General features: G+C 70.2%; 28 protein-coding genes and 1 pseudogene. 16 read left to right on the forward strand and 13 right to left on the reverse strand.

Translation table 11 applies throughout. The annotated features are described in order from the left end of the window. Nucleotides 1-726, reverse strand: a 726-nt coding sequence (locus CCS38_RS22190) for an alpha/beta hydrolase (RefSeq protein WP_223735063.1), incomplete at its 3' end; no start/stop codon positions are given. Between the two features lie 184 nt (nucleotides 727-910). On the opposite strand from CCS38_RS22190, the gene CCS38_RS22195 reads away from it, so the two are divergent. Then, nucleotides 911-1,630 (forward strand): DinB family protein, encoded by a 720-nt coding sequence (locus CCS38_RS22195; protein ID WP_223735064.1) that lies wholly within the window; start codon nucleotides 911-913, stop codon nucleotides 1,628-1,630. A gap of 14 nt (nucleotides 1,631-1,644) precedes the next feature. On the opposite strand, the gene CCS38_RS22200 is transcribed toward CCS38_RS22195, so the two are convergent. Together CCS38_RS22200 and CCS38_RS22205 are read right to left on the reverse strand one after the other, a co-directional pair. Further along, nucleotides 1,645-2,253: a PadR family transcriptional regulator gene (locus tag CCS38_RS22200; protein WP_223735065.1), complete on the reverse strand. Its 609-nt coding sequence runs from the start codon at nucleotides 2,251-2,253 to the stop codon at nucleotides 1,645-1,647. Nucleotides 2,254-2,296: 43 nt separating this feature from the next. Further along, nucleotides 2,297-3,949, reverse strand: coding sequence for a FadD3 family acyl-CoA ligase (locus CCS38_RS22205; protein ID WP_223735102.1), 1,653 nt, complete (start codon nucleotides 3,947-3,949; stop codon nucleotides 2,297-2,299). Nucleotides 3,950-4,080: 131 nt separating this feature from the next. Between CCS38_RS22205 and CCS38_RS22210 the strand changes: the two genes are divergently transcribed. After that, nucleotides 4,081-4,815: a PadR family transcriptional regulator gene (locus CCS38_RS22210; RefSeq protein WP_223735066.1), complete on the forward strand. Its 735-nt coding sequence runs from the start codon at nucleotides 4,081-4,083 to the stop codon at nucleotides 4,813-4,815. A 52-nt stretch (nucleotides 4,816-4,867) separates the two neighbouring features. Next, nucleotides 4,868-5,413, forward strand: coding sequence for an AAA family ATPase (locus tag CCS38_RS22215; RefSeq protein ID WP_223735067.1), 546 nt, complete (start codon nucleotides 4,868-4,870; stop codon nucleotides 5,411-5,413). A 58-nt stretch (nucleotides 5,414-5,471) separates the two neighbouring features. Here CCS38_RS22215 and CCS38_RS22220 read toward each other — a convergent pair whose 3' ends face one another. The 5 genes from CCS38_RS22220 to CCS38_RS22240 all read right to left on the reverse strand — a co-directional run bounded on the left by CCS38_RS22220 (nucleotide 5,472) and on the right by CCS38_RS22240 (nucleotide 10,331). Then, nucleotides 5,472-6,029 (reverse strand): DUF3291 domain-containing protein, encoded by a 558-nt coding sequence (locus CCS38_RS22220; protein WP_223735068.1) that lies wholly within the window; start codon nucleotides 6,027-6,029, stop codon nucleotides 5,472-5,474. A gap of 186 nt (nucleotides 6,030-6,215) precedes the next feature. Next, entirely contained in the window at nucleotides 6,216-7,310 is a 1,095-nt protein-coding gene (locus CCS38_RS22225) for an acyl-CoA dehydrogenase family protein (RefSeq protein WP_372457130.1), read from the reverse strand. Further along, nucleotides 7,298-8,302, reverse strand: a complete 1,005-nt coding sequence (locus tag CCS38_RS22230) for an acyl-CoA dehydrogenase family protein (RefSeq protein ID WP_223735069.1) — start codon at nucleotides 8,300-8,302, stop codon at nucleotides 7,298-7,300. The genes CCS38_RS22225 and CCS38_RS22230 overlap by 13 nt, the downstream gene beginning before the upstream one ends. After that, entirely contained in the window at nucleotides 8,302-9,480 is a 1,179-nt protein-coding gene (locus CCS38_RS22235) for an acyl-CoA dehydrogenase family protein (RefSeq protein WP_223735070.1), read from the reverse strand. Before CCS38_RS22235 ends, CCS38_RS22230 begins: the two co-directional genes overlap by 1 nt. Continuing rightward, nucleotides 9,480-10,331, reverse strand: a complete 852-nt coding sequence (locus CCS38_RS22240; RefSeq protein WP_223735071.1) for an enoyl-CoA hydratase — start codon at nucleotides 10,329-10,331, stop codon at nucleotides 9,480-9,482. Before CCS38_RS22240 ends, CCS38_RS22235 begins: the two co-directional genes overlap by 1 nt. Nucleotides 10,332-10,377: 46 nt before the next feature. On the opposite strand from CCS38_RS22240, the gene CCS38_RS22245 reads away from it, so the two are divergent. The 5 genes from CCS38_RS22245 to CCS38_RS22265 all read left to right on the forward strand — a co-directional run bounded on the left by CCS38_RS22245 (nucleotide 10,378) and on the right by CCS38_RS22265 (nucleotide 15,120). Then, a complete protein-coding gene (locus CCS38_RS22245; protein ID WP_223735072.1) occupies nucleotides 10,378-11,565 on the forward strand; it encodes an acyl-CoA dehydrogenase family protein in 1,188 nt (395 codons plus the stop codon). Beyond that, the gene (locus CCS38_RS22250) at nucleotides 11,562-12,347 is read left to right on the forward strand and encodes an SDR family oxidoreductase (RefSeq protein ID WP_223735073.1); all 786 of its coding nucleotides are present in this window, start codon (nucleotides 11,562-11,564) and stop codon (nucleotides 12,345-12,347) included. The genes CCS38_RS22245 and CCS38_RS22250 overlap by 4 nt, the downstream gene beginning before the upstream one ends. A gap of 22 nt (nucleotides 12,348-12,369) precedes the next feature. Continuing rightward, nucleotides 12,370-12,984 carry a TetR/AcrR family transcriptional regulator gene (locus CCS38_RS22255; protein WP_223735074.1) on the forward strand — a complete coding sequence of 205 codons (615 nt, stop codon included), beginning with the start codon at nucleotides 12,370-12,372 and terminating at the stop codon, nucleotides 12,982-12,984. 51 nt (nucleotides 12,985-13,035) lie between these two features. Continuing rightward, nucleotides 13,036-14,193, forward strand: a complete 1,158-nt coding sequence (locus CCS38_RS22260; RefSeq protein ID WP_223735075.1) for an acetyl-CoA C-acetyltransferase — start codon at nucleotides 13,036-13,038, stop codon at nucleotides 14,191-14,193. Nucleotides 14,194-14,397: 204 nt separating this feature from the next. Then, complete coding sequence (locus tag CCS38_RS22265; RefSeq protein ID WP_223735076.1) at nucleotides 14,398-15,120, forward strand: dienelactone hydrolase family protein; 723 nt, start codon at nucleotides 14,398-14,400, stop codon at nucleotides 15,118-15,120. A gap of 227 nt (nucleotides 15,121-15,347) precedes the next feature. On the opposite strand, the pseudogene CCS38_RS35750 reads toward CCS38_RS22265, so the two are convergent. After that, nucleotides 15,348-15,505: pseudogene (locus CCS38_RS35750) on the reverse strand (transposase); the annotation flags it as partial. A 584-nt stretch (nucleotides 15,506-16,089) separates the two neighbouring features. On the opposite strand from CCS38_RS35750, the gene panD reads away from it, so the two are divergent. The 8 genes from panD to CCS38_RS22310 all read left to right on the forward strand — a co-directional run bounded on the left by panD (nucleotide 16,090) and on the right by CCS38_RS22310 (nucleotide 22,915). After that, nucleotides 16,090-16,509, forward strand: coding sequence for an aspartate 1-decarboxylase (gene panD, locus CCS38_RS22275; RefSeq protein ID WP_223735077.1), 420 nt, complete (start codon nucleotides 16,090-16,092; stop codon nucleotides 16,507-16,509). Nucleotides 16,510-16,618: 109 nt separating this feature from the next. After that, nucleotides 16,619-17,974, forward strand: coding sequence for a DUF6002 family protein (locus CCS38_RS22280; protein ID WP_223735078.1), 1,356 nt, complete (start codon nucleotides 16,619-16,621; stop codon nucleotides 17,972-17,974). A gap of 88 nt (nucleotides 17,975-18,062) precedes the next feature. Then, on the forward strand, nucleotides 18,063-18,815 hold the full coding sequence (locus CCS38_RS22285; RefSeq protein WP_223735079.1) for a TauD/TfdA family dioxygenase: 753 nt from the start codon (nucleotides 18,063-18,065) through the stop codon (nucleotides 18,813-18,815). Further along, nucleotides 18,812-19,897 (forward strand): hypothetical protein, encoded by a 1,086-nt coding sequence (locus CCS38_RS22290; RefSeq protein ID WP_223735080.1) that lies wholly within the window; start codon nucleotides 18,812-18,814, stop codon nucleotides 19,895-19,897. Before CCS38_RS22285 ends, CCS38_RS22290 begins: the two co-directional genes overlap by 4 nt. A 181-nt stretch (nucleotides 19,898-20,078) precedes the next feature. Continuing rightward, nucleotides 20,079-20,963, forward strand: coding sequence for an EamA family transporter (locus tag CCS38_RS22295; RefSeq protein WP_223735105.1), 885 nt, complete (start codon nucleotides 20,079-20,081; stop codon nucleotides 20,961-20,963). Between the two features lie 56 nt (nucleotides 20,964-21,019). Continuing rightward, complete coding sequence (locus CCS38_RS22300) at nucleotides 21,020-21,532, forward strand: hypothetical protein (RefSeq protein WP_223735081.1); 513 nt, start codon at nucleotides 21,020-21,022, stop codon at nucleotides 21,530-21,532. Beyond that, nucleotides 21,529-22,101: a thiamine pyrophosphate-dependent enzyme gene (locus CCS38_RS22305; RefSeq protein ID WP_223735082.1), complete on the forward strand. Its 573-nt coding sequence runs from the start codon at nucleotides 21,529-21,531 to the stop codon at nucleotides 22,099-22,101. Before CCS38_RS22300 ends, CCS38_RS22305 begins: the two co-directional genes overlap by 4 nt. Before the next feature lie 160 nt (nucleotides 22,102-22,261). Beyond that, the gene (locus CCS38_RS22310) at nucleotides 22,262-22,915 is read left to right on the forward strand and encodes a maltokinase N-terminal cap-like domain-containing protein (protein WP_223735083.1); all 654 of its coding nucleotides are present in this window, start codon (nucleotides 22,262-22,264) and stop codon (nucleotides 22,913-22,915) included. Nucleotides 22,916-23,061: 146 nt separating this feature from the next. Here CCS38_RS22310 and CCS38_RS22315 read toward each other — a convergent pair whose 3' ends face one another. The 4 genes from CCS38_RS22315 to CCS38_RS22330 are packed head-to-tail and all read right to left on the reverse strand — an operon-like array spanning nucleotide 23,062 to nucleotide 25,853. Beyond that, on the reverse strand, nucleotides 23,062-23,679 hold the full coding sequence (locus tag CCS38_RS22315; protein WP_223735084.1) for a Dabb family protein: 618 nt from the start codon (nucleotides 23,677-23,679) through the stop codon (nucleotides 23,062-23,064). Further along, nucleotides 23,676-24,041, reverse strand: coding sequence for a hypothetical protein (locus CCS38_RS22320; RefSeq protein ID WP_223735085.1), 366 nt, complete (start codon nucleotides 24,039-24,041; stop codon nucleotides 23,676-23,678). The genes CCS38_RS22315 and CCS38_RS22320 overlap by 4 nt, the downstream gene beginning before the upstream one ends. Continuing rightward, nucleotides 24,038-24,955, reverse strand: coding sequence for an LLM class F420-dependent oxidoreductase (locus tag CCS38_RS22325; RefSeq protein WP_223735086.1), 918 nt, complete (start codon nucleotides 24,953-24,955; stop codon nucleotides 24,038-24,040). The genes CCS38_RS22320 and CCS38_RS22325 overlap by 4 nt, the downstream gene beginning before the upstream one ends. A gap of 13 nt (nucleotides 24,956-24,968) precedes the next feature. Continuing rightward, the gene (locus CCS38_RS22330; protein ID WP_223735087.1) at nucleotides 24,969-25,853 is read right to left on the reverse strand and encodes a tyrosine-protein phosphatase; all 885 of its coding nucleotides are present in this window, start codon (nucleotides 25,851-25,853) and stop codon (nucleotides 24,969-24,971) included. Between the last annotated feature and the right edge of the window lie 32 nt (nucleotides 25,854-25,885).

The raw sequence follows: 25,885 nt of genomic DNA on the forward strand, positions 1-25,885 counted from the left end.
GCGCGCATCGGGGGAGGGGTGCACGTCGCCGCAGGCGTCCATGTCGCCGTCCGTGCCGAGGTACTGCTCCCAGTACCAGCGCAGATGGTCGGCCGTGACGAAGTAACCCCGGGCGTTCTCCCGGTAGGAGGGGGTGTTCCGGGCGGGGTCGAGCATCGGGTAGATCAGCAGCTGGAAGAGCAGCATCGGGCCGCCGCGGTCCCGCGCCATCAGGGGGAGTACCGCGGCGAGGTTGCCGCCGGCGCTGTCGCCCGCCACCGCGATGCGGGTGGGATCGCCGCCCTCCTCGGCGGCGTGCGCGGCGGCCCAGCACAGGACCGCGTAGGCGTCCTCGGCGGCAGCGGGGAAACGGTGTTCGGGCGCCCGCCGGTAGTCGACGGAGACGACGAGCGCGCCCGTCGCGTTGGCCAGGTCCCGGCAGATGGCGTCGTGCGAGTCCAGGTCGCAGATCACGAAGCCGCCGCCGTGGCAGAACACCACCACGGGCAGCCCGCCGTCGGCGTCCTCCCGCGGCCAGTACAGCCGTACCGGCACCTCGGGGGCTCCGGCGGGCCCCGGCACCCGTCGGTCCTCCACCCGCGCCACCGGCACCGGAACCGCCGCGCGGGGCCGCTGTGCCGCGAGGATCCGGCGCGCCTCGGCCGCGTCGAGGACCTCGGTGCCCAGCCGCGGGAAGTGCGCCTCGGTCAGCTCGATGATGGTTTTCGCCACGGGATCCAACGGCATGCGGGGCCTCACCTCGTCGTCACGTCTCTGTCGACCTGCCTACCTCAGTATTCCCCACCGATAGTCCTAATCGAAATAGTTCGGGTCGTAGGCGAGGGAAATCGGTGGCGTCCCGGGTGGTGAGCCGTTAACTTCCGGCCGAGCGCAGTGAGATGCGAGCCGCGACCGCGAGGGGGAGCCGGGCATGGAGATCGAGGGTCAGCGGACCGACCGTCTGGGCGTACTGCTCGACCAGTTCGACAAGGCCAGGGAGATGGCCCAGGTGCGGCTGGCGGGGCTCAGCGACGAGGAGTACCTCTGGGAGCCGGTGCCCGGCTGCTGGTCGGTCCGGCGCCGCGGCGAGGCGGTGACGCCCAGGGCGTTCGGGCCCGGCGAGTGGGTGCTGGACCTGGGCGCCCCGGACATCCCGGCGAGCGAGTACGCCGAGGTCGCCCGGCAGGCCGCCGGCGGCATGACCGTCGACAAGATCGCCGAGGACTGGAGCGTGAGTGTCCAGCGGGTCGAGGAGGTCCTGGCCCACACCGGCCCGCCGGAGCCCGACGCCACGCCCGTCACGACCATCGCGTGGCGGCTGGGACATCTGCACTTCCACTTCGCGGGCCCATGGGAGTGGACCTTCGGCGAACGGCGGCAGGAGCCGAAGCTGCTGGTCGACTTCACGCCCTCCGCCGACCTGGCCCTTCAGCGGTTCTGGGCGGTGATCGACCGCTGGCGCGACAGCATCGCCGCGGTCACCGAGGAGCAACTCGACACGGTCGGCTTCTCGCAGTACCCGTACGGCTCCGACCCCGACGACCCGTTCATCGGCGTGCTGGCGGGGGCCAACCTCGAATTCATCCACCACATGGCCGAGATCGCGGTGCTCCGCGACCTGTGGCGGGCACGCTTCACCGCTGCAGGGTAGGCCGGGGCGGGTGCTCAGTCGCGTTGCTGTTGCGCGGCGCGCACCTTTGCGGCCACCTCGTCCAGGTCCCGCAGCGCCGACTCGGCGAACTCCCGCTCCGCCGCGTAGTACTTCTCCGACCAGCGCAGGACGAGCTCGGTGTACGCCCAGGAGGGCTCCTTGGCCGAGCCCTCGGCCGTGGCGCGGGCACGGTGGGTCATCTTCTCCGCGTACGCGCGGTGCTGTTCGAGGATGGCCCGCAGCTCGTCGGGCTCGGTCAGGTGGCCGAGCCACAGCCGCAGCATGACGCCGTGCTTGAGGACCGGCGGCTCGACCGGCGCCTCGCTGACCCACCGCGCTGCTGCCTCCTTGCCGCTCGGCGTGATGCTGTACATCCGCTTGCCGCGCACGCCGTCGTCCTGGACGACCGTCCGCGACGTGACGTAACCGTGCTTCTCCAGCCGCTTGAGCTCGCCGTAGACCTGGCTGGCCGACGGGCTCCAGTAGAAGAACTGCAGGCTCGAATCGGCCCATTTCTTCAGGTCGTACCCGGACAGCTCCTCCCCGAAGGAGAGCAGCCCGAGCACCGCCCAGCTGGTCGGTGGCAGTTCGGCGGGGTCGAAGGGCGCGGTCGAGTCGGTCACGGGCGTGAGTATAGAACCGATGCCGCAGGTGAGCGGCGGTGCGTCAGCCGGAAGGGCGCTCGCCCCGCAGGCCGTCGCGGGCAGCACGGCGCAGCTCGGTCTTGAGGACTTTGCCGCTCGCGTTGCGCGGCAGTTCCGGTACGAGGTGGAAACGGCGCGGCACCTTGAAGTTGGCGAGCCGCTCCCGGGCCCAGGCGGTGAGCCCGTCCGGGGTGGGCGGCTCCTGTCCGGGGCCGGGGACGACGAAGGCGACGCCGACCTCGCCGAGCCGCTCGTCCGGCGCTCCGACGACGGCGACCTCGGCGATGCCGGGGTGGGCGCCGAGCACGTGCTCCACCTCCGCCGGGTATGCGTTGAAGCCGCCCACGACGTACATGTCCTTGAGCCGGTCGGTGAGGGACAGAAAGCCGTGCTCGTCCAGTACGCCGACATCACCGGTGTGCAGCCAGCCGTCCGCGTCGATGGCGCGCGCGGTGGCCTCCGGGTCGTCGAGGTAGCCGGCCATGACGTGATAGCCGCGCGTGACCACTTCGCCGGGCCGTCCGGGCGGCAGCACGCGGCCGTCCGGGCCGACGACCCGCAGCTCGGTGCCGGGCAGCGCGACGCCGACGGTACGCGCGACCGTCGCGGCGTCCGCGTCGGCGGGGCAGATGGAGACCACCCCGGTCGACTCGCTGAGCCCGTACGCGGTGAAGACGTCCGTCGCGCCGAGCTCCCGGCGGATCTCCTCGATCAGCGCGGTGGGAATCATGGCGGCGCCGGTACCGGCGAGCCGCAGCGCCGACAGGTCGTGCCGCTCGCGCTCGGGATGGCGGATCAGGCCGTGGAAGACGGTCGGCGGCCCGAGCAGCACACTCACCCGCTCCTCGGCCATCCGACGCAGCATCAGCCCGGTGTCGAAGACCGGCTCGGGCAGCATCGTCACACCGCGCAGCAGACAGCCGAGCACCCCTGCCTTGTACCCCATCGTGTGGAAGAAGGGGTTGACGAGCAGATAGCGGTCACCGGGGCGGAGTGTGACCGCGCGGGACCAGTTCTCGAAGACCCGGATGGTCTGCCCGTGCGTGATCATCACGCCCTTGGGACGGCCCGTGGTGCCGGAGGTGTAGAGGATGTCGGAGAGGTCGTCGGGGCGTACGGCAGCGGTACGGGCGACCCGCTCGGCATCGGGCACCGCGGCACCCGCCGCCAGGTAGTCCTCCCAGGAGACGGCTCCGTATGCGGGTGATGCGGCCAAGTCTCTCACCCGGTCACGCAGTACCACCGTGCCGCTCAGCCGGCCCAGGTCGGCGCCCGAGTCGTGCAGCATCGCCACGTAATCCTTGCCGAGGAAACCGCGCTCGGTGAACAGCAGCCGGGCGCCGCTGCGCCGGACGATGTCGGCGGCCTCGGCAGCGGTGTAACGGGTGTTCACCGGTACCAGAACGGCGCCCACCGAAACCACGCCGAGCGCCGCCGCGATCCACTCCCGGCTGTTCGGCGCCCAGACGGCCACCCGGTCGCCGGGCGCCACGCCGTGCGCCACGGCGGCCCGCGCCGCCGCGTGCACCTCGTCCCGCAACCGCGCGAAGCTCCACCGCACCTCGCCGTCGGCCAGCGCCTCCGCCTCCCCGAACGCGGCCGCGGCAAAGTCCGCCAACTGCGCGACGGTGACGGGAGCTTGCACGTCCGCATCGCCCCGCTCGCGGCTGTCCATACTGATCACGATCACGCCCTCCTGCTCCGCTGCCGTGTCCCGCGGCCATCACACCGGTCCGCCGCCGCGGTGGCTACGGCGAAGTCCCGACCAGTGGGAGAAGCGCCGCGTCGACTCCCTAGACTGCGGTGGTGGCGCAAGACGATACGAGTGGCGCGGAGGCCGGGGATCCCGGTGGCGGCGGCCGGGCCGCGGACCTGCCCGCGACCGGCTGGGCGGTGCTCGGGCTGCTCTCCTTCGGCGCTGAGCTGTCCGGTTACGACCTGAAGAAATGGGCGGACTGGTCACTGGGCTTCTTCTATTGGAGCCCGTCGTTCAGCCAGATCTACGGTGAGCTCAAGCGGCTGGAGAAGGCCGGCTACGCCACTTCGCGGACGGTCACGCCGGAGACCGGCGGCCGGGGCAAGCGCGTGTACCGGATCACCGAGGCGGGCACGGCCGCCGTCCGCACCTGGACGCGCGAGGCCCCGGTCGAGCCGCCGGTCCTCAAGCACGGCGTCATGCTGCGCCTGTGGCTCGGCCACCTCATGGGCCCGCCCCGGATGCGCGACGTACTCGCCACGCACCAGGACTACGCCGAAACCATGCGCCGACGAGCGGCAGCGGACGCCGAAGGCGCCGCCACCGAGCCCGCCTGGGCTTACACGGAACTCACCCTCAAATGGGCGGAACGCTACTACGCGGCGGAACGCGACCGGGCCGCCGAAATGCTGGCGGAGCTGGCCGAGTTGGAGGAACGGCAGGGACGAGAGGACGGCGGCCGACCGGACCGGGACCAGGGCCTGTCTCCGGACCAGGGCCTGTCTCCGGACCAGGGCCTGTCTCCGGACCAGAGCCCGTCTCCGGACCAGGGCTTGTCTCCCTGATCCGCACACATGTGGTTCGCGTGGTTCGCCTACTCGGTGGCAAGGTGCCGTTATGGATCAAGCAGAGGTACTGCTCATCGGAGGGCGTGCTGGTGTCGGCAAGACGACGGTGGGATGGGAGGTCTCGGCGCATCTGCGTGCTGCGATGGTTGCTCACTGCGTGATCGAAGGTGACTTCATGGGGCAGGCCCATCCTGCTCCGGACGGGGATCCCGACCGCAAGAAGATCGCCGAGCGCAATCTGACGGCACTTTGGTCGAACTACGCCGAGCTCGGGTACCGCCGCTTGATCTACACGCACACGGTGAGCGTTCTGGCCGAGAACGAGGGCATGTTCCAGCGTGCGATGGGTGTGAATGTCAGGATCGTACGGGTGGTGCTCACCGCATCCGATGCCACCGCTCGTGAGCGGTTGACCGGGCGGGAACGGGGGTCGGAGCTGGAGCACGAGTTGCAGAGCAGCGCCCGTAAGGCGCGGATTCTGGATGAGCAGATGCCCCTGGGCACGGTGCGAGTGGCGACCGACGGACGTGCCGTGGTCGACATAGCGCGTGAAGTGGTGGGCGCTACCAGGTGGCTACCGAGCGCCTCCGGCTAGGTTCCTCGCCGCTCAGCGTCGGGTCCGAACGAGGAAGGCAGCTCGATTCGGTCCCACGTCAGCGAACCTGGTCGCTCTTCGGCCCGATGCCTTTGATCCTGGTCGGAGTCCCGTCCGGGGCGAACGAGTGGTGGAAGGTGAAGGCGTGCGGCGCGGGGCCGTGGTCATGGAGGTACTCCAGCCTGGAAACCCCGTCCTGCCAGATGGGTATCACGCCGTCGGGGACCCACCAGCACACGTAACTCGGGTGTCCTGTCCTCTCGAACCAGTCGTAACGCCTGTTCAGCGCCTCGCGGTGCAGACCGGTGTAGATGGCGTCGAAGGCGGGGCGCAGGCCGGTCCAGAGTGAGAGGGTCGCGTCCATGGCGATGGTTTCCGCAGTGCGGCCCTTGCCGTACCAGGCCGGTACGGCGAACTCTCCCCATGCACCCCAGTCCAGGTCGAAGTGTGCGCCCCGGCCACCGTCTGCCGCTTGAGCACGAGCGAGGTACCCGGGGTGCCGGCTGATCTTCCGGTAGACGGCCTCGCCGCTGTCGTGGAGTTCGCGCGTGAGAGGTGTGGGATCGGCGAGAGGTGACTTCAGGACGCCGAATGTGTACAGAGCAAGATGGGGCATGCGTCTCTCCCTGGTTGAGGTTGCTTGGCGTGGACCCACGAGTGGCTCAGCCTGAAGGAACGCCTGTGCGACCGTGGGCGAGCGATCGCCGAAGACCAGGTGAAGGTAGCTGCCTCTGCGTGCCATGTCGAAGTTGCGTTTTCCCTGTCAAAGTGGCTTCTTGAGCCGGTCATTGCGGGGAGCGGATCAGGGAGACACGCGCTGGACGACGGCCGGCAGGCCCAGGTCGGTGGCCAGCCGCGAGCGGTGCCATGCCGGTGGGCCGAAGAGGTGGGCCGTGCCGTGTGCGCGCTTGAAGTACCGGTGGGCGTCGTGCTCCCAGGTGATGCCGATTCCGCCGTGGAGCTGAATCATCTCGCCCGCCACCGCCGAGAACGCCTCCGAGCAGACCGACTTGGCGACGGCCGCGGCCCGGGCCGACTCCGGTGTTCCCGCCGCGAACGCCGCGCCCAGCGCCGCCGACCGGGCCGACTCCACCAGTACGTACGCGTCCGCCAGCCGGTGCTTGACCGCCTGGAAGGAGCCGATGGGGCGGCCGAACTGGACGCGGTCCTTGGTGTAGGCGACGGTGAGTTCGAGGCAGCGCTCGGCCGCGCCGACCTGTTCGGCGGCCAGTGCCGTGCAGGCCAGATCCAGTACCTGCCGTAGGACTCGGCCGCCGTCGCCGTCCGTGCCGATCAGCCGGCCCTCGGCACCGTCGAGTACCAGCCGTGCCATGGCCCGTGTCTGATCCATCGTCACCGATGCCTCGCGGTGGACGCCCGAGCCGTTCACCGCCACCTGGAAGAGCGACACCCCGGCATCGGTGCGGGCCGCCACGAGCAGTACCTCGGCCGTCGCCCCGTCGAGTACGTACTCCTTGGTGCCGGTGAGCCGCCACGTCCCGGTAGGTTCCGGGGCGGCCGTTGCACGGATCGCCGTTGGGTCCCAGGACCCCCCTTCGGCCCAGGTCAGTGTCCCCACGGCCTTGCCCTCGGCCAGCCGCGGCAGCAGCGCCTTGCACACTGCCGCGTCGCCCGATGCCAGCAGTGCCTGCACCGCGAGCACGGCGGAACCGAGGAACGGTACGGGGCTCAGCGCGCGCCCCAACTCCTCCATGACGGCGTGTACTTCGCGGGCTCCGCAGCCCGCGCCGCCGTACTCCTCGGGCACCGCCAGCCCCGCGATGCCGACCTGCTCCGTCAGCGGGCGCCAGGCCGCCGCGCCCTCGTGCCGCCTGAGCACCGCCCGTACGGCGGACCGCAGTTCCTCCTGTTCCGCCGTCGGCGTCAGCTCCCGCATACCCCGGCCCCTTCCAGGACGCGGGCGCGGCAGTCCGCCGGGGTGCCCCAGGCCGACCGCAGCGCGCGGGCCTTGCGTATCCACAGGGAGAGATTCAGCTCGTCGGTGTAGCCGAGGGCGCCGTGCAGCTGGAGGGCGGTGCGTGCCGCGGCGTACGCGGCCTCGCAGGCGGACACCTTCGCCGCCGGCACGTCCGCCGGATCGCCCGCCGCCAGGCCCAGCGCCGCCGCGTGCACCAGCGGCTGCGCGAATTCCAAGCCGATGAGGGTGTCTGCCAAGCGGTGCTTGACCGCCTGGAAGGAGCCGATCGGTACCCCGAACTGGGTGCGCTGCCGGACGTGCTCCACGGTGTGCGCCAGCAGCGCGCGGCCCAGCCCGAGCGCCTGTGCCGCCGTGGCCAGCGCGGCGACATCGGCGGCGTGCGCGGCGGCCGTGGTCACCCGCGGCCCCTGCGCCAGTACCGCCCCGCCGAGCGGCCGGGCCAGGCGGCGCGCCGGGTCGGCCGAGGGCTGCACGGGACCTGCGGATTCGGCGATGCGTACGGTGTCACCGTCGACGACGAGAACTGTGTCGGCGGCTGCCGCGTCCAGCGCGTACGGGCTCCCGTCGGTGACCACGCAGAAGGACGCGACGGTCTTGCCCGAGGCGATGCCGGGCAGCCACTCACCAGCGGCCGTACCGCTCCCCTCGCCCAGCCGGTCCAGGAAGGCCGCGGCCGCCACGGTTTCCACCACCGGGCCGGGCACCGCGTGACGCCCCAACTCGGTAAAGGCAAAGGCCAGTTCGACCGGTAGCGGGCCCACTCCCTCGTACGCCTCCGGTACGGCGAGGGCGAAGACGCCCAGGTCGGCGAGGCGGGTCCACAGCCGGCGGCCGGGGCCGGTGTCGCCGGCCGCCCAGGCCCTGCTCACCGCGGGCGTGTCGGCCGCCGTGAGCAGGGCGTCCAGGGAGCGGGCGAACTCCCGCTGCGCGTCGTCGGGGAGGAACCGCATCACCGGCGTCCTTTCGGCAGACCGAGCAGCCGCTCGGCGATGATGTCGCGTTGGATTTCGTTGGTACCGGCGTAGACCGGGCCGGCGAGGGCGAAGGTGTACCCCTCGGCCCAGCTCCCGTGCGCGGGCGCGTCCTGCGCCGTGTCCGCCAGCTCCCCGTACGGGCCGAGCAGGTCGAGCGCCGTCTCGTGCAGCGCGATGTCGTACTCGGACCAGAAGATTTTGTTCAGGCTCGACTCGGTGCCGATCGAGGCTCCGGCCGCGATGCGCGACGCGTTGCCGTACGTGAAGAGCTGGTACGCGCGGGCGCCGATGACCGCGTCGGCCACCCGGTCGCGCAGCGCGGTGTCGGCCGGGTCGGCGCGCTCGCGCCACAGTGCGACGAGCCGGTCTGCCGCGGCGAGGAAGCGGCCCGGGCTGCGCAGCGTCAGCCCGCGTTCGTTGCCCGCCGTGCTCATGGCCACCCGCCAGCCCTGCCCCGGCTCCCCGATCACGTCCGCGTCCGGCACGAAGACCTCGTCGAGGAAGATCTCGGCGAAGGCGGGCTTGCCGTCGAGCCGCCCGATGGGCCGTACGGTCACCCCGCCCGCGTCCAGCGGGAACATCAGGTACGTCAGTCCGCGGTGCGGCTTGCCCTCGGCCGCGCCGGACGGATCGCTGCGGAAGAGCCCGAAGGCGCGGTCGGCGAAGGCGGCCCGGGAGGACCAGGTCTTCTGCCCGCTGAGCAGCCATCCCCCCTCGGTCCGTACCGCCGTCGACCGCAGCGACGCCAGGTCGGAGCCCGCCTCCGGCTCGGACCATGCCTGCGCCCAGATCGTCCGGCCGCTCGCCATGTCCGGCAGTACGCGCGCCAGTTGCTCGGGTGTGCCGTGCTCGAAGAGGGTCGGGGCGAGCAGGTTGATGCCGTTCTGGCTGACGCGGCCGGGTGCACCGGCCGCGTAGTACTCCTCCTCGAAGAGCAGCCAGCGGAGCAGGGACGCGCCCCGGCCGCCGTACTCCTCCGGCCAGGAGACCACCGACCAGCGCCCGGCGGCCAGTTCGCGCTCCCATTCCCGGTGGGCCGCGAAGCCCTCCGCCGTCTCCAGGGAGGGCAGCGGGGTGCGGGGCACGTGCGCGGTGAGCCAGGCGCGGGCCTCGGCACGGAATGCCTCGTCGGCGGGGGAGAGGTCCAGGTCCATCAGGAGGACGCCTCCTTCATGCCCCGGATGTCCATGCCGCCGAGCGAGTCGCGCGCCGTCTCGGCGTTGTGCGCGTGGGCGAGGTGGTGCAGGCCGAAGACGGAGTCCAGGCCGGTGTGCAGGCCCTGCAAATCCTCGGCCTGGTTCACGGCGCGCTTGGTGAGGGCGAGACCCATGCGCGGCATTTCGGCGACGCGGGTCGCCAACTCCCGTGTACAAGCGGATAGTTCCTCGCGCGGTACGACGCGGTTGACCATGCCGATCTCGTACGCGCGCCGGGCCGGCATCCGGTCGCCGGTGTACAGGAACTCCTTGGCGATGCGGGGCGGCATGACCCAGGGGTGGGCGAAGTACTCGACGCCGGGGATGCCCATGCGGACGACGGGGTCGGCGAAGAAGGCGTCCTCGGAGGCCACGATCAGGTCGCAGATCCAGGCGAGCATCAGGCCGCCCGCCACGCAGGCGCCCTGGACGCTCGCGATCACCGGCTTGGGCAGCTCGCGCCACCGCCGGCACATCCCGAGGTACACCTCGGACTCGCGGGCGAAGCGGCTCTCCGCGCCCGCCTTGTCGCTGTGGTCCCACCACAGCCCTGCCTTGCGATCGAAGGGGAGGTGGGCGTCGCGCTCCGGGGTGCCGATGTCGTGACCCGCGGAGAAGTGCTTGCCGGCGCCCGCGAGGACCACGACCTTGACCTCGTCGTCGTCGGCCGCGCGGTAGAAGGCGCGGTCGAGGGCGTAAGTCATCGCTGAATTCTGGGCGTTGCGGTAGTCGGGCCGGTTCATGGTGACGGTCGCGACCGGTCCCTGCCGCTCGTAACGTACGGGCTCGTCGTCGGGCACAGTGGGCATCTGCGACTCCTTCCCTAACAAGTGTTTGGTAGGTTAACGTACGGCCATGAGCAGCGTCGAGGAGTTCCGCACCGAGGCCCGCGCCTGGCTGCGGGCCCACCTCAGCGGAGAGTTCGCGGATCTGCGCGGCCGCGGCGGGCCCGGCAGGGAGCACGAGGCGTTCGCCGAACGCCTCGCCTGGGAGCGGCACATGGCGGCCGAGGGCTGGACCTGCATCGGCTGGCCGGAGGAGTACGGAGGGCGCGGCGCGAGCCTCGCCCAGCAGGTCGCCTTCCACGAGGAGTACGCGCTCGCCGAAGCGCCGGCCCGCGTCGGCCACATCGGCGAGCAGCTGCTCGGCCCCACCCTCATCGCCTTCGGCACGCCGGCACAGCGGGCCCGCTTCCTCCCGAAGATCGTCTCGGTCGAGGAGCTGTGGTGCCAGGGGTACAGCGAGCCGGACGCGGGCTCGGACCTGGCGAACGTACGGACCAGGGCGGAGCGGGACGACGACGGCGATGGCGACGGCGACGGGGACTGGGTGGTCACCGGACAGAAGATCTGGACGTCCCTTGCCCACGAGTCGGACTGGTGCTTCGTCGTCGCCCGTACGGAGCCGGGTTCCGTCCGGCACGCCGGGCTGTCATACCTGCTGGTCCCGCTCGGGCAGCCCGGCGTCGAGATCCGCCCGATCACCCAGCTCACCGGCACCTCCGAATTCAACGAAGTGTTCTTCGACGGAGCGCGTACGGATGCCGGGAACATCGTCGGCGCCCCCGGGGACGGCTGGCGCATCGCCATGGCCACTCTCGGGTTCGAGCGCGGCGTGTCCACCCTCGGCCAGCAGGTCGGCTTCCGCCGCGAGCTGACCGCCGTCATCGAGCTGGCCAAGGCCAACGGCGCCGCCGCCGACCCGCTGATCCGCGACCGGATCGCCCGCGCCTGGACCGGCCTGGAGACCATCCGCTGCAACGCGCTGCGGATGCTGGACGGTGTCGCGGCGGGGGCCCCGGGCCCCGAGGCGTCCATCGGGAAAATCTTCTGGGCCACCTGGCACCGCGAGCTCGGCGAGCTCGCCATGGACGTCTGCGGCGCCGACGGGATGCTGGCCGCCGGCGAGCCGTACGACCTCACCGACTGGCAGCGGCTCTTCCTCTTCTCCCGCTCCGACACGATCTACGCCGGCTCCAACGAGATCCAGCGGAACGTCATCGCCGAGCGCGTGCTCGGCCTGCCGAAGGAGGCACGCGCGTGACCCCGCCGCCCCCGTACGTACCCGGGCACTCCCTGCTCGCCGGCCGCACCGCCGTCGTCACCGCCGCCGCCGGCGCGGGCATCGGCGGCGCCACGGCGCGCCGGCTCCTGGAGGAAGGCGCGAGCGTCGTCCTCTCCGACGCGCACGCCCGCCGGCTCGAGGAGTCCGCGGAAGCGCTCGCCGCGGAGTTCGGCGCGGACAAGGTGGCCGCGCTGCCCTGCGACGTCACCGACGAGGAACAGGTGGCCGCCCTCCTCGACCGGGCCGAGGAGCGCCACGGCCGGCTCGACATCGTCGTGAACAACGCCGGACTCGGCGGCACCGCCGACCTGGTCGACATGACCGACGCACAGTGGGACCGGGTCCTCGACGTCACACTCAACGGCACCTTCCGCTGCACCCGCGCGGCGTTGCGCCGGATGAAGACCGCGGGCGAGGGCGGTGTCATCGTCAACAACGCCTCCGTCATCGGCTGGCGCGCCCAGCGCGGTCAGGCGCACTACGCCGCCGCCAAGGCCGGTGTGATGGCGCTGACCCGCTGCGCGGCGGTCGAGGCGGCCGAGTACGGCGTGCGGGTCAACGCCGTGGCGCCGAGCCTGGCCATGCACCCGCACCTCGCCAAGGTGACCACCGACGAACTGCTGGAAGAGCTGACCGCGCGCGAGGCGTTCGGACGGTACGCCGAGCCCTGGGAGGTCGCCAACGTCATCGTCTTCCTGGCCAGCGCGTACTCGTCGTACATGACGGGCGAGGTCGTACCGGTCAGCAGCCAGCGTGCGTGAGCGGCCGGGCGACAATGGGACCGTGCCAACCGCCAAGAAGAAACCGAACGTGAGCCCGTCCCCCGAGCGCCGCCGCGAGCTGCTGGACACCGCGGCGGAGGTGTTCGCCGCGCAGGGCTACAACGCCACCACCGTACGCAAGATCGCGGACGCCGCGGGGATGCTGGCCGGCAGCCTCTACTACCACTTCGACTCCAAGGAGTCGATGCTGGACGAGATCCTCGCCACCTTCCTGGACGAGCTGTGGGCCGGCTACGACACCGTGCTGGCCGCCGGGCTCGGCCCCAGGGAAACCATCGAGGCCCTCGTCACCGAGTCCTTCCGGGAGATCGACCGGCACCGCGCCGCCGTCGCCATCTACCAGAAGGAGGCCCGGACCCTCGCCACCCAGCCGCGCTTCGGCTACCTGGCCGACTCGCAGACGAAGTTCGAGCAGGCGTGGCTGGGCACGCTGGAGCGCGGGGTGGCCGACGGCGTGTTCCGCGCCGACCTGGACATCCGGCTCACCTACCGCTTCATCCGCGACACCGTCTGGGTCGCGGTGAGCTGGTACCGCCCGGGCGGACAGCACAGCCCGGAGGAGATCGCCCGCCAGTACCTCTCGATGGTCCTGGACGGCGTCGCCGTACGCACCTGACCGATGCGCGCCCCTTGCGCGCCCACGTGAACCGACCGAGGAGCAGCCGTCATGGCCGAGGCATACATCGTCGACGCGATACGCACCCCCGTGGGACGCCGGAATGGCGGGCTCGCCGCCGTCCATCCGGCCGACCTCGGGGCCCATGTGCTCAAGGCCCTGATGCGGCGCACCGGCGTCGACCCGGCCGCGGTCGAGGACGTGGTGATGGGCTGCCTGGACACGGTCGGGCCGCAGGCCGGCGACATCGCCCGTACCAGCTGGCTGGCGGCCGGTCTGCCCGAAGAGGTCCCCGGCGTCACCGTCGACCGGCAGTGCGGCTCCTCGCAGCAGGCCGTCCACTTCGCCGCGCAGGGGGTGCTCTCCGGCACCCAGGACCTGGTCGTGGCGGCCGGTACGCAGAACATGTCGATGATCCCGATCGCCTTCGCCAGCCGGCAGGCCGCCGAACCGCTCGGGCTGACGGAAGGCCCGTACGCGGGCAGCGAGGGCTGGCGGGCCCGTTACGGCGACGCGCCCGTCAATCAGTTCCACGGCGCCGAGCTGATCGCCGAGAAGTGGGGCATCACCCGCGAGGCGATGGAGGAGTTCGCGCTCCGCTCCCACCGGCGGGCCCTCCGCGCCGCCGACGAGGGCCGCTTCGACCGCGAACTCGTACCGTACGGGGACGTCACCGCCGACGAGGGGCCGCGCCGGGACACCTCGCTGGAGAAAATGGCGGCGCTGAAGCCGGTGGTCGAGGGCGGCCGGCTGACCGCCGCAGTCTCCTCCCAGGTCTCCGACGGCGCCTCGGCGATGCTGCTCGCCTCCGAGCGCGCCGTACGGGAGCACGGCCTCACCCCGCGCGCCCGTATCCACCATCTCTCCGTACGCGGCGAGGACCCCATCCGCATGCTGTCCGCGCCGATCCCGGCCACCGCGCACGCCTTGAAGAAGACCGGCCTGACCATCGACGACATCGACCTGGTCGAGATCAACGAGGCGTTCGCACCGGTCGTACTGGCCTGGCTGAAGGAGACCGGCGCGGACCCTTCGAGGGTCAATGTCAACGGCGGCGCCATCGCCCTCGGCCACCCCCTCGGCGCCACCGGCACCAAGCTGATGACCACGCTGCTGCACGAGCTGGAGCGGACCGGGGGACGTTACGGCCTCCAGACCATGTGCGAGGGCGGCGGCCAGGCCAACGTCACGATCATCGAGCGCCTCTGACACGGGGGCCGGCGCGTCCGAGAACACGCCGGCCCCGATGCCGATTCTCAGTAGCTGTGCCAGAACCGTCGGTCTGTAACGCTCTGTGAGATCGGGATGTCGTTGGGGGAGTCGATACAGTCCTCGTGCAGCCGCGACGGAACACCTTCTGCCGACGGTGAACACCGGCCCGACCTGGCTGGATCGTCACTACGGTCCAGCCTCATGACGATCACAACACGTACGGTCGAATACTCGGCCGATGCTCTCGCGATGATCGGGCACCTCGCGCTTCCTGCCGGTGAGGAGCGTCGGCCCGCAGTCCTGATCGGGCCTGAGGGGATGGGGCTCAGCGACGTCGAGCGGCGCCGGGCCGATGCCCTGGCTGAGCTGGGATACGTGGCGCTGGCCTTTGACCTCCACGGCGGGCGCTATTTGGACAACCCCGAGGAGATGCTGGCCCGTTGCATGCCGCTGCTCGCAGACCCCGACCGGATGCGGGGCATTGGCCATGCGGCACTCGAGGTGCTGCGCGCCGAACCGCGGACCGACCGCGACCGGGTCGCCGCAATCGGCTACGGCACCGGGGGCGCGGTTGTGCTGGAACTCGGGCGCGATGGAGTCGACTTGCGCGCGATCGGTACGGTCAACGCACTGACCACGGGCCGACCGGGCGAGGCGGCACGCATTCGCTGCCCCGTGTGGGCTGGGGTCGGATCGGAAGACCCGATCATGCCGCCCGCGCAACGGGAAGCGTTCGCCGCCGAGATGCGGGACGCGGGCGTCGACTGGCGTTGCGTGGTCTACGGCGGGGCCCTGCACGCCTTCCACCACCCACCGGTCAACCACGCCACACCCCCGGGCGTCGGCTACCACCCACGACACGCACAGCGAGCCTGGCGCGACATCGTGGATCTGCTCGCCGAATGCCTGCCCGTAACAGAGTGATCAGATCGGCTTCTGGCGCTCACTCCTGCCCCGGGGTAGCTCCGGAGTCCTTCAGAGAGCTCTAGCAGCGGAGTGGAGGAGTGGATCAGCACGCTAACCACCGTGCTTCTCGGAAGTTCTGGTGCGGCTCGTGCCTGTGTCAGATCCGGTGACCTGTGACATTGCGCATTCGGGGCCGTCATGGACGCGGACTTGTTCGTGCAGTTCGGCGTGGATGCGGGCCAGGTCTCCGCCGGCCCGCCAGCGCTGAAAGAACCCATGGACAGTGCGCCAGGGGATGCCGAAGTCGACAGGAACGGATCTCCACTTCACGCCGTAGTCGTTGACGTAACGGATCGCGTCGACCACCCCCCCGCCTGGGGTGCTTCTCCGGACGTCCGCCCCGCCCGCCAGAACCTGCTCGGCGTGCGGGTCGTAGATCACCACATCGGCGTCCGCGCCCGGTGCGATGGTGCCCTTCCCTGCGGGTAACTCGTCATCGTACAGCGGGAGTTCACGGGGCACGGGGGTCATGGCGCCTATACGCCGCGCTCCGCCTGCCAGTACCTCGGCTGGCGTCCGCGGCGAGCCGGTACAGGAGGCCGCCCGGGTGGCGCGAGCACCACCTATGGCGCGATGGGGGGCGGCCTGTGGCTCGAACTGCCCGTCCCTGGAGTCGACTTCATGGCATCTCGTGGCGTACCCGCTACGGGAAGACCGCCGCTCGTGACTCCGATTTGTCGGGTTCGCTCCTGCGCAGTCGTAAAGGGGTGGCAAATTAACTACGGACGGTTCGCGGGTGGCTACGGAAACGGAACCGGCGTTCGGTCGTGGCGGTGCCAAGGGACTCGCGCGCTTCAGCGGCGTAGCGGGGGCGCGAAACTTCGAAATCAGTTGATCATGATGACTTGTGGCGGGCTTTTCGCGATGCCAATCTCATTGGCGTCGCGACACACCGCCACTGGCCGACGCAACAGCGAAGGGTCGAACGTGCATTTCGAGACACTCAAGGCCAAAATCCATCGCGCCACCGTGACTCAGTCGCATCTCAATTACGTGGGCTCTATCACCATTGACGCGGATCTCATGGAGGCCGCCGGTATCCGCCGCCACGAAAAGGTGGACCTGGTGAACGTCACCAATGGAGCCAGGCTTTCGACATATGTCATCGAAGGCCCCCGGGGATCCGGTGTCATAGGCGTGAACGGACCATCGGCGCGGCAGGCCCAGGTGGGCGACATCGTGCTGATCGTTTCCTATGCCAATGTCACGCCCGAAGAGGCCGAGTCGTTTGAACCCAAGGTCGTCTTCGTCAACGGCGAGAACAAGATCACTGGGTTCGGCGGAGACCCGGCCGAAGTGCCGCCCGGGAGCGGCCTCGTGCGTGGAGACCAGGTAGCCGGCGCCTGAGACGCCGACCCCGATCCGCACGCCGTACGGCGTGCGGATCGGGGCCCCGTCCTTGTCCTTATGCCTCGCAACGAATGGGAACACAGTGGTCTCACCCCCTCTCGCAACCGTGATCGCGAAGAACGCACTGACGCATTACCACGCCGAACTTCACAGGGCCCTGGCGGTGCTGGAAAACGATCGGGCCGATAGCCTCGAAACGTTCTCGCCCGCCTTCCGGTTGCCCGAACCCAGCCCGGCACTGGAGGAGTACTTCTCGGTCTCGGATGTCGCCGTCGCTGACCTTCCCGCGTACCGCGACCGCCGTCTGAGGCTGCTCGACCTCATGCGCAACCCGGGGACGCATACCACCAAGACACTCGCCTCACTGATCATCGTCGCTCGGGCCGTCCGGCACATCACCGAGACCGGTGAGCGCGTCATGATCGTCACGCCGTCGTCCGCGAACAAGGCCACTGCCCTGCGCGACGCGGTAGGACGTGCCATCGCCGCCGGACTGGTGACCGAGGGCCAATTGCAGATCGCGAGCATCGTGCCCGCTGTGTCCACCGCAAAGCTGTGGTCGTCGCCGTTGAGCGAAAACACCCCGCTCCGTGACCGTAATCCTTTAGTGACGCACGAGTCCGACCAGCCGGCGAGGGTCAAGGAGCTCGCCTCTGCGTTCATGGCCGAGCACGCCGAGCGCCTGCACAGGAAATACGGCGTTCGCTTCTGGTACACGCTGGATCTGGACAATTACCGGGCCGCCGACATGGTCCGGGCATTCGTCGAGCGGGACCTCCTGCCGGCCTCGGACTCCCGGGTTCATGTGCACTCGGTGTCGAGTGCCTTCGGTCTTCTCGGCCACGACCTCGGCCACCGTTGGCTCGCCGGAGAGTGCGGCCACAAGCTGCCACAGGCACGCTATTTCCTCGTACAGCACCTGGGCACGCCTGACATGGTGCTCAGTCTCCGCCATGGCACACACGACCGCAGCAACCTGCCCGCATACCGGCTTGACACCGCGGACGGCCTGTACCGGCAGGACGAGGACCCCCACTTCCCGGCCACCACATTCGATCCGGACGAGCAGCTCGACCCCACCTTCTACACCCGCCGCCCGCAGACCTCGGCCCGCATGGACCCCGTGATCGCCCGGAACGGCGGAGGCGGCATCGTGGTCTCGCTGCACGAGTGCCTGAAGCGGTACGGCGAAGTCCGGCGGCTGCTGGCATCGGCCGTGGAACTCCCGTCCGACCCCCGGCGGCTGCGCGAGTGGTCCCTCGTGATGGCGGTCACCGGCGCGCTCAATGCCATCGACCGCGGACTCTTCCCGGACGGCGACGACGTGCTCATCCACGGCTCTGGCAGTTACGCGGACCAGGACTATCGGCCGGTACCCGACGCACACCGCCGCACTGCCGACAACGCCGACGAACTCGCCGGCCACATCGAGGCAGCGATCCAGGCGGCTTCGGCCCGCTGAACACCCTCCACCGACAACGCTGAACACCCTCCACCGACAACGCTGAACACCCTGCACCGGACAACGACGAGAGCAAAAGGGAACAGCCATGCCCAAGCAGCCGGACAGCCTGCTTTCGCTCACCACATTCAACGGGACGCCGCTCTCCGACGACATGGCGCTCACGACATTCCACAGTCTGATGGACCGGCACGGGTACGTTTTTATGAGCAACGTACCGGAAAGCTTCGATCCCGTGGCATTCTGCAAGGGGCTGGGGGACTTTGTTCCCCAGTACACCGGTGTGCTGGTCGGTGACGTCACTCCGGAACCCGGAATGGAAGAGTTCTACCACGCCGGGAACACCAAGCCTCTCTACCCGCATTCCGAGGGCTACGACTTCGAAGGTCTCCCGCCGCGCTATCTTGCCTTGTGGTGTGAAACGCCCAATACCGGAGCCGGCGGCGAGACCACCCTCGCCGACGCCCGCACCTGGGCTGAATCCCTCGATGAAGAGGACCGGACCTATCTGCGTGAGCGTGTCTTCGAGTGGCAGACGACGGACGCCATGCGGAACCTCGGCCTTGACCTGCACCCGGAGCATCCGGTGATCGAGGACCACCCCGACGGCACCATCGTCCGGTATTCCTTCAACAATCTGAACCGTGGGGACGACGAGCGCATCGGGCCGTTGCTCGCGAGCGCGAAGGAATATTTCGAGCGCGAGCATGTGGCCATTCAGTACGAGCGCAGGGACATGCTCGTCTTCGACAACTGGCGGATGCTCCATGCCCGTAACGCATTCACCGACACGGGCCGCCACCTGCGCCGCATCCAGATCGCGCACCGGTCCGCAGCGTGACCGGCACCGCTCTTCGGGGAGCCGCCGTGGTCGGCGGCGGCTCCCTCGCGCGCACCATCTGCTATTCACTCGCCACACAGACCGAGCATCCGATCCCCGAGGTCACCGTCGCCGCGCGCTCCACGCAAGCGGCCCGAGAAATCGCCGCGATCGCGAACGCCAGGGCAGCCGTGTCCTCGTGCCCCACCCGTTTCACCGCTGACGTTCTCGACGCCTCGCAGCCCACGGCGGTGGCCCGGTTCCTGGAGCGCGTCCGGCCCGGCATCGTGGTCAATTGCGCCTCCCTGCAGTCCCCGTGGGAGAGCACGCAGGCCGCCTCCGCCTGGACCCGGCTGCTCGCCGAGGGCGGGTTCGGCATCGGACTTCCCTTTCATGCCGTCCTTGCCAGGGAGCTGGCCTCCGCGATCAGGCGAAGTGGCCTGCCGATCGCATTCGTCAATGCCTGTTATCCGGATGCCGTCAATCCACTGCTGGCTGCCGAGGGGCTACCGGTGCTGTGCGGCGTGGGGAATGTGGCCACCCTGGCGGCTACGCTGCGCGCCGCTCTGCGGACGCGCGACGGCGAGCCGCTGCGGGTGCTGGCCCACCATCTCCATCTGCACCGGCCCGCCGATCCCGCCGACGAAGTGCGCGCGTGGCTCGGGAAGGAACCGGTGCCGAATGTCGGGGAGCTGCTGGCCGTTCATCGGTCCTGTTCCCGGGTTGAACTGAACGAGGTCACCGGACATGCAGCAGCCCAATTCCTGGCCCGGTTGTCGGCCGGCCAGGAGATACGCACGGACTTGCCCGGTCCGCTGGGGCTTCCGGGCGGATATCCCGTCCGTGTTCAAGGGCAGCAGGTCACCCTTGACCTGCCGGACGGAGTCACCCGGAGTGAGGCCGTCTCCTGGCAGCAGCGAATGGCGGAACAGGATGGCGTCGTGGTGAGCCCCGCCGGCGAAGTACGGCTCGGCCCGCAGGCCGCCTCCGCCGTCGCCGCTCATCTGCCGGACCTTTCCGAGCACTACGACATCCGGACGTTCCGGCAACTGACCCATGAACTCGTCGCGCTCCGCGAGAAGTTGAGGGCGGCCTCCGCATGAGGCCGTGGGCTGCGCTCCCCACCGTGGCACGGATGCGGCCCGAGCCCCGGGCGGGGTGACAGCGAAGAACGGTTCACTGCGGCGCGCTCCGGCGCGCCAGGAGGATGGAGGATCTCACATCAATCAGCTCACTGCCCGCCGCGCGAGGACGGCGGAAAGAATCGGCCGTGGCTTGACGACGGTGCCCGCGCCGGGCCTCGTCGTCGGCGGGATGGTCGGATTGCAATGCGGGGCCGCGCTCACCACCTCCTTGTATCCCGTCGTGGGACCGGCGGGCGTGGTCACCCTGCGGCTGGCCATCGCGGCGGTTGTACTCATCGCCCTGTGGCGCCCGGGACTGCGCTGGGACCGAGGGACATGGGGGGTCGTGGTGGCCTCCGGAACCCTGCTGGCCGGCCACCACCTCAGCTACTACGAGGCGGTCGACCGCATACCGCTGGGCGCGGCCACCACCGTGGAATTCGCGGGACCGTTCCTGATTGCGCTCGTCGGCTCCCGCCGCGTCACCGACCTGCTGTGGGCCTGCGCGGCAGCCCTCGGCGTGGTGCTCCTCAGCTACTCCGGAACCGACCTGAGCCCGGCCGGCCTGGCCTTCGCCGCGCTGGCGGGCTGCTGCTGGGCCGGTTACATCCTGGTCGGGAAGCGCCTCGCCGAAAGCGTCCCCGATGGCCGCGGCCTCGCACTCGCCGTGGCCTGGGGCGCCCTGCTGAGCTTCCCGTACGGAGTCGCTCAGGCAGGATTCCGGCTGCTGGACCCGAGCGTCCTCGCGCCGGCTGCGGCGGTGGCCGTCCTCTCCAGCGTGCTGCCGTACTCCTTCCAGCTGGAAGCCCTGCGACGTCTTACGCCGCGCGTCTTCGGCGTGCTCACCAGCCTCGAACCCGCCGTAGGGGCCCTGGTGGGACTGCTGTTCCTGGGGCAGCACCTCGCCCTGCTCCAGTGGCTGGGCATCGCCGCAGTGGCCCTGGCATCGATAGGCGCCAGCCGCGGCTCGTCCGAACGCCGGCAACGGCAAGCGAGCACCGATGCGACGGAATCGCCGAGCACCGCCGGAAAGACCGACCCCTGACGAAATTCCTGAACAGCCGCCACAGGTCGCCACATGTGGCCGCACAGAGGAGTCACGTGAACACCATGACGTCGGATGTGGACCTGTCCACCCGTCTCGCAGCGCTGCTCACCGAGCGATTCTCCCCGTTCTTCGGGACCCCTTGCGGCATCCTTGCGCCGCTGTACGAGTCCTTGGAACAGGACGCGGCGTTGCAGACCATTCCCCGCGAGGACACGGCAATCGGCGTGGCCGCGGGAGCGAGTATCGCCGGACACTGTCCCGCAGTGCTCATGCAGAACTCCGGACTCGGACAGTCGGTCAACGCCCTTGCCTCGCTCGTGATTCCGTACGAGCTTCCCATGCTGCTGGTTGTGAGTCTTCGCGGCATTGTCCCCGATCCGACCCCGGAAAACCGTGTGATGGGCCGGATCACCGAATCCCTTCTGAGTGACCTGGGCATCCCGGCGGTCCGGCTCGACGCCGCACAGCCGGCCGCTCAGGTCGACTGGGCCCACCGCACAGTCAGCGATGAGCGTCGCACGGCTGCGCTGCTCGTGTCCCCGGAGCTCTTCGGATGGAGCGCATGAACAAGACCTCCGCCATCAAGACGATCATTTCTGCCACGTTCGACCAGCCGGTCGTCTTCACCACCGGTCATGCCTGCCGCATCGCCAAGCATTTCGCCGACCGGCCGGGCCACTTCTACATGACTGGTTCCATGGGGCTGTCGGCCTCGATCGCCACGGGCATTGCCCTGTCCACCGGGAAGACCGCCGTTGCCGTCGACGGCGACGGCAGTCTCCTCATGAATCCCGCATGTCTCATCACCGCGGGTGCGATACCCGACCTGCCACTCGTACACGTCGTCCTCGACGACTCCGCCTACGCATCGACAGGCGGCCAGGCGGCTCCGTCTGCCGGCACCGACTTCGCCGACTGGGCTCGGGCCTCCGGATATCCAGCGGCATCTCGCGCGACCGATGGCGACGAACTCACGGAACTGCTCCGCAGCGCGATCGCACGTTCCTCCCCGACACTCATCCACTGCACTCTGAACGCGCAGGACGACGAGGTGCCGCCACGAATCGATCTCGACCTCGCCCGACACGGCCGCCGAGTCAGCCGGCACATTCGCGCCCGGAGCCGGCCGGAGTAGGCCCCGGCCTGCAAGCCGCATGGTCCCTCATGCTGCAGAAGTGCTCAACGGGGTCCCGCCAGGGGAGGGAGCAGTCGGTGGCGCCAGTGGTGGCTGCTGGGGCGCCGCGGTGTGGAAGGCTGAGGGCGACTCAGATCCGCGACAGGAGGCGACCACTGGCATGGCGCTGATCCACCACACCACCCTCAAGCCGACCAAGCTCGAACTGCTCACCGACTGGCTGCCCACCCGCCCTTGGTACCGGGGCGGTCCGGACGCCCCCGTGCTGGAGAAGTCGGGTGGCTTCCGGTTGGACGACCCGGAGGGCGAGGTCGGCGTCGAGTTCATGGTCGCCACCGACATCAGCGGCCTGGAGCGGACGGTCTACCTGATACCGCTCACCTACCGCGCGGCGCCATTGGAAGGGACCGAACACGCCCTCATCGGCACGGCCGAGCACGGGGTGCTGGGCAAGCGCTGGGCGTACGACGGCTGCCATGACCCGGTGCTGGTCGCCGAGCTGCTGTCGCTGATCGAGGGCAGGGCACCGGCGATGGCGCAGAGCATCACGGACGCCCCCGACCACGAGGTGACCCGCTCCCACATCGGCGCCCCGTTGGGCCTGGACGGCTGCACGCCCGAGCCCACCGACGACCGGGACGGTACCCGCCTTCCCGTACCCGGCGGCATGCTGCACGTCCACCGCGTCCTCACCCCCGTCGACGAGAATCCGCCAGTGCCGGGCCAGGGAGCCCTTGGCCATGTCGCAACCGGCTGGGAGGGACCGGACGGCACGCGCCCGCGGGCCGTCCTGATGACGTTGCTCGACGCCTGATTCGGGTGCCGCCCGCCGATACCAGGTGCCCGGCTCACCCCCGAGGTGAGCCGGGTCGGCGGGGCCCACGGGGACGAAAGCGAAGCGCGGGAGACGCTGCGCGCCCTGCCCGCCGCCTCCGTCGATTGCATCGTCGCCGCACCGCCCTACTGCGCTCTTGGCTGCTTCCAAGGGGAGACCAGGACCGGCTCCGCGCTCCAGCGGAAGGTGTGGGACAGCTGCGAGTCCACGATTCCGGCGCCCGGGATTTCACCGTCGAACCAGCGGTCTACGCAGGTCCAGTGGAAGGGGTGGCCGAGATATTCCCCGGTCAGGCCCTCGATGTCTGCGTACTCCTGTTCCCAGACGTGCGTCCAGCGGGAGGGGGTGAGGGACCAGTCCACGCGGCTCAGTGACCAGGAGCGGATGGTGGAGATGTGGGCGGGCATGGCGAGGAGGTCGGCCTCCAGCCGTTCGATGGGGCCGGTGGGTGTCCCGGGGCGGACGGAGAGGAGGAGGGTGCGTTTTACGCGTGGGCCGGGCAGGGGGACGTACCGGCTGCGTACGGAGGTGAGGGCGACCGTGTCGAGTGGTTCCGGGAGGCCGAGGGCGGCGGCGAGGGCGACGGGGGAGCGGTCCGCCGTCACGTCCCAGGTGGCACCGCGGCCGCCGAAACTGCCCGGGAGATCGCGTGCGGCTGAGCCGTCCGATACTCCGGGGATCCCGCGTACCTTGTTGTACGCCTCGGCTCCTTCGGCCGCGAGCAGTGCCACCCAGCGGGTCATGACGCCGTCCCTTCCTCTTCGTCGAGGCCGATGGGTGCCAGTACCTGGCGGTCGCGGTCCAGGGAGATCTCATCGGTATGCGCCCAGAATTCGGTGACTCGCGGATCGCCGGCGGACGCGACGCGCGCGGCGAAGAATGTGCCACTGTCCGGCAATGACCACAGAATGCGGACCGCCACCGTGTCCGGTCCGGTCCAGGTGCGCCAGAGGCGTTCCGCGACCATGCCGCGGCCGAGGGCACCCGGCAGATAGCCGGCGCGCCAGCGCCGCAGCCACGGCTCGACCTCATCAGCCGGGAGGACGACGACATCGAGTACCTGAACCCCGCTCATGACAGGTTCGATCGTGTCGGATTCGCTCATGACAGCTTCTCCAGGACCTCGGTGCGGTAGCGGTCGATCCGATCGCGCAGGGCGGCCGGGCCGCGCGGGCCCGACAGCCCGTCGGTGCCCCGGATGTGGGGCGCGATGACGAGGCGGGTCGCGCCCGCGTCGACGAAGCCGCGCACCCAGGACGGATCCGACGCGCGTGCGCGGTCGCAGGAGCCCGGCCATACCGTGATCTCCACGGCGTCTGCCGGCCGCCCCGCCTGCCGCGCGGCCTCGCGCAGCAGATCGGCCTGGCGGGCGAAGTCCTCCGGGGCGATGGTGTACGGGAACCAGCCGTCGCCGATGCGGCCCGCCCGGCGTACGGCAGGATCGCTGTTCCCGCCGAGAACGATGGGCACCGACCCGCTCGCGGGCCGCGGCAGCGAGTGCAAGCCCTCGAAGGAGACGTGCCGCCCCTCGTACGAGGCGGGGCCGCCGCCCCACAGCGCGCGCATCGCGCCGACGCACTCCTCCAGCCGCCGCCCCCGGTCCCGGTAGGGCACGCCGACGGCGGCGTACTCCTCCTTCTGCCAGCCGATGCCGAGGCCCAGCAGCAGCCGGCGGTCGGAGTGCCGGTCAATCGTCGCGGCGCGCTTGGCCAGGACCACCGGGCTGTGCAGCGGGGCGACCATCATCGCGGTGCCGAAGCGCAGGGTTGTGGACGCACCGGCGAGGAAGGCGATGGTCTCCAGCGGGTCGGGCATGGGGACGGAACCGGAACTGCCCGGTATCCGGCCGTCGGAGGAGTACGGATAGAGGGGTTCGTACCGTTCGGCGACGGCGACGTGCTCCACCGTCCACAGCGACTCCACGCCGCACTCCTCCAGCGTGCCCGCGAGGTCGCGGAGGAAGCCGCCCGAGGTGATCAGGCCGTCGGTGAACGGTGCCATCATTCCCAGTCGGAGCATGCCGGTGCCTCTTCTACTTCAGCAGCCGGGCGCGGAGTCCGGCCAGGGTCGCCGGCGTCAGGCCGAGGCCGTCGGTGAGATAGCCGTCGAGGCCGCCGTAGTCCCGCTCGGCCTGGTCGAGGGCCGCCCGGAGGTAGTCCGCGCGGACCTCCTGGAGCGGGATGAGCAGGTCCGGGTTCTCCATCAGTCCGGCCTGCTCGAGCCCTTCGCGGGTCTTCCGGTCGGCCTCCGCGCGGAAGGCGTTGGAGAGCAGGAAGTCGTCGGTCGCGGTGGTGGCCGGGACGCCGACGGCGCGGAGCAGGAGGTAGCTCAGCCAGCCCGTACGGTCCTTGCCCGAGGTGCAGTGGTAGAGCAGCGGGGAGCGCCCGTGGCGGGCGATGTCGCGTACGACTGTGGCGAACTGGCGGCGGTTCTCGGGGCTGGTGACGAAGTTGCGGTAGATGGCGCGCATCAGCTCCTCCGCCTTGCCGTCGCCGAGCATCTCCTGCTGCTCGACGGGGTCCTTCGAGTCGATGGCCGCCATCGTGCGGGCGTACAGGCCGAGGTCGTCCACCGGCCGGGAGGCTGCGGTCAGCCCCTCCGGGAGGCGGTCCGCGCCGTCGTGTTCCACCTCCAGGGGGACGCGGAAGTCGACCACTGTGCGCAGGCGCATCTCGGAGAGTCTGGCGACGTCCGCGTCGGTCAGCTTGCCGAGCGCGTCGGCCCGGAAGACCTGGCCGTAGCGCACTTGACGGCCCTTGCCGGTGCGGTAGCCACCGAGGTCGCGGACGTTCACCGCGCCCTGGAGGGGGATGTGGCGGACGGTGGCGGTCTCGTGAGCGGGTGCGGTGGTGGTGACCGGGATGCGGGCGGCCGGGGCGTCCGCCACGGCGGACGCGGGGAGACAGCCGAGGGCCACGGCAGTGAACGCGACTCCGGTCGCTCGGCGTA

The sequence above is a fragment of the Streptomyces purpurogeneiscleroticus genome, from assembly GCF_020024005.1.
Lineage (GTDB): Bacteria > Actinomycetota > Actinomycetes > Streptomycetales > Streptomycetaceae > Streptomyces > Streptomyces purpurogeneiscleroticus.

What these genes read in the sequence shown, in the direction of transcription:
- CCS38_RS22285 (WP_223735079.1), top strand. Translation starts at nt 18,063, where the DNA reads ATGCCCAAGCAGCCGGACAGCCTGCTTTCGCTCACCACATTCAACGGG.
- CCS38_RS22310 (WP_223735083.1), top strand. Translation starts at nt 22,262, where the DNA reads ATGGCGCTGATCCACCACACCACCCTCAAGCCGACCAAGCTCGAACTG.
- CCS38_RS22320 (WP_223735085.1), bottom strand. Translation starts at nt 24,041, where the DNA reads ATGAGCGAATCCGACACGATCGAACCTGTCATGAGCGGGGTTCAGGTA.
- CCS38_RS22205 (WP_223735102.1), bottom strand. Translation starts at nt 3,949, where the DNA reads ATGGACAGCCGCGAGCGGGGCGATGCGGACGTGCAAGCTCCCGTCACC.
- CCS38_RS22325 (WP_223735086.1), bottom strand. Translation starts at nt 24,955, where the DNA reads ATGCTCCGACTGGGAATGATGGCACCGTTCACCGACGGCCTGATCACC.
- CCS38_RS22195 (WP_223735064.1), top strand. Translation starts at nt 911, where the DNA reads ATGGAGATCGAGGGTCAGCGGACCGACCGTCTGGGCGTACTGCTCGAC.
- CCS38_RS22225 (WP_372457130.1), bottom strand. Translation starts at nt 7,310, where the DNA reads ATGCGGGAGCTGACGCCGACGGCGGAACAGGAGGAACTGCGGTCCGCC.
- CCS38_RS22235 (WP_223735070.1), bottom strand. Translation starts at nt 9,480, where the DNA reads ATGGACCTGGACCTCTCCCCCGCCGACGAGGCATTCCGTGCCGAGGCC.
- CCS38_RS22305 (WP_223735082.1), top strand. Translation starts at nt 21,529, where the DNA reads ATGAACAAGACCTCCGCCATCAAGACGATCATTTCTGCCACGTTCGAC.
- CCS38_RS22220 (WP_223735068.1), bottom strand. Translation starts at nt 6,029, where the DNA reads ATGCCCCATCTTGCTCTGTACACATTCGGCGTCCTGAAGTCACCTCTC.
- CCS38_RS22215 (WP_223735067.1), top strand. Translation starts at nt 4,868, where the DNA reads ATGGATCAAGCAGAGGTACTGCTCATCGGAGGGCGTGCTGGTGTCGGC.
- CCS38_RS22245 (WP_223735072.1), top strand. Translation starts at nt 10,378, where the DNA reads ATGAGCAGCGTCGAGGAGTTCCGCACCGAGGCCCGCGCCTGGCTGCGG.
- CCS38_RS22230 (WP_223735069.1), bottom strand. Translation starts at nt 8,302, where the DNA reads ATGCGGTTCCTCCCCGACGACGCGCAGCGGGAGTTCGCCCGCTCCCTG.
- CCS38_RS22315 (WP_223735084.1), bottom strand. Translation starts at nt 23,679, where the DNA reads ATGACCCGCTGGGTGGCACTGCTCGCGGCCGAAGGAGCCGAGGCGTAC.
- CCS38_RS22240 (WP_223735071.1), bottom strand. Translation starts at nt 10,331, where the DNA reads ATGCCCACTGTGCCCGACGACGAGCCCGTACGTTACGAGCGGCAGGGA.
- CCS38_RS22265 (WP_223735076.1), top strand. Translation starts at nt 14,398, where the DNA reads ATGACGATCACAACACGTACGGTCGAATACTCGGCCGATGCTCTCGCG.
- CCS38_RS22260 (WP_223735075.1), top strand. Translation starts at nt 13,036, where the DNA reads ATGGCCGAGGCATACATCGTCGACGCGATACGCACCCCCGTGGGACGC.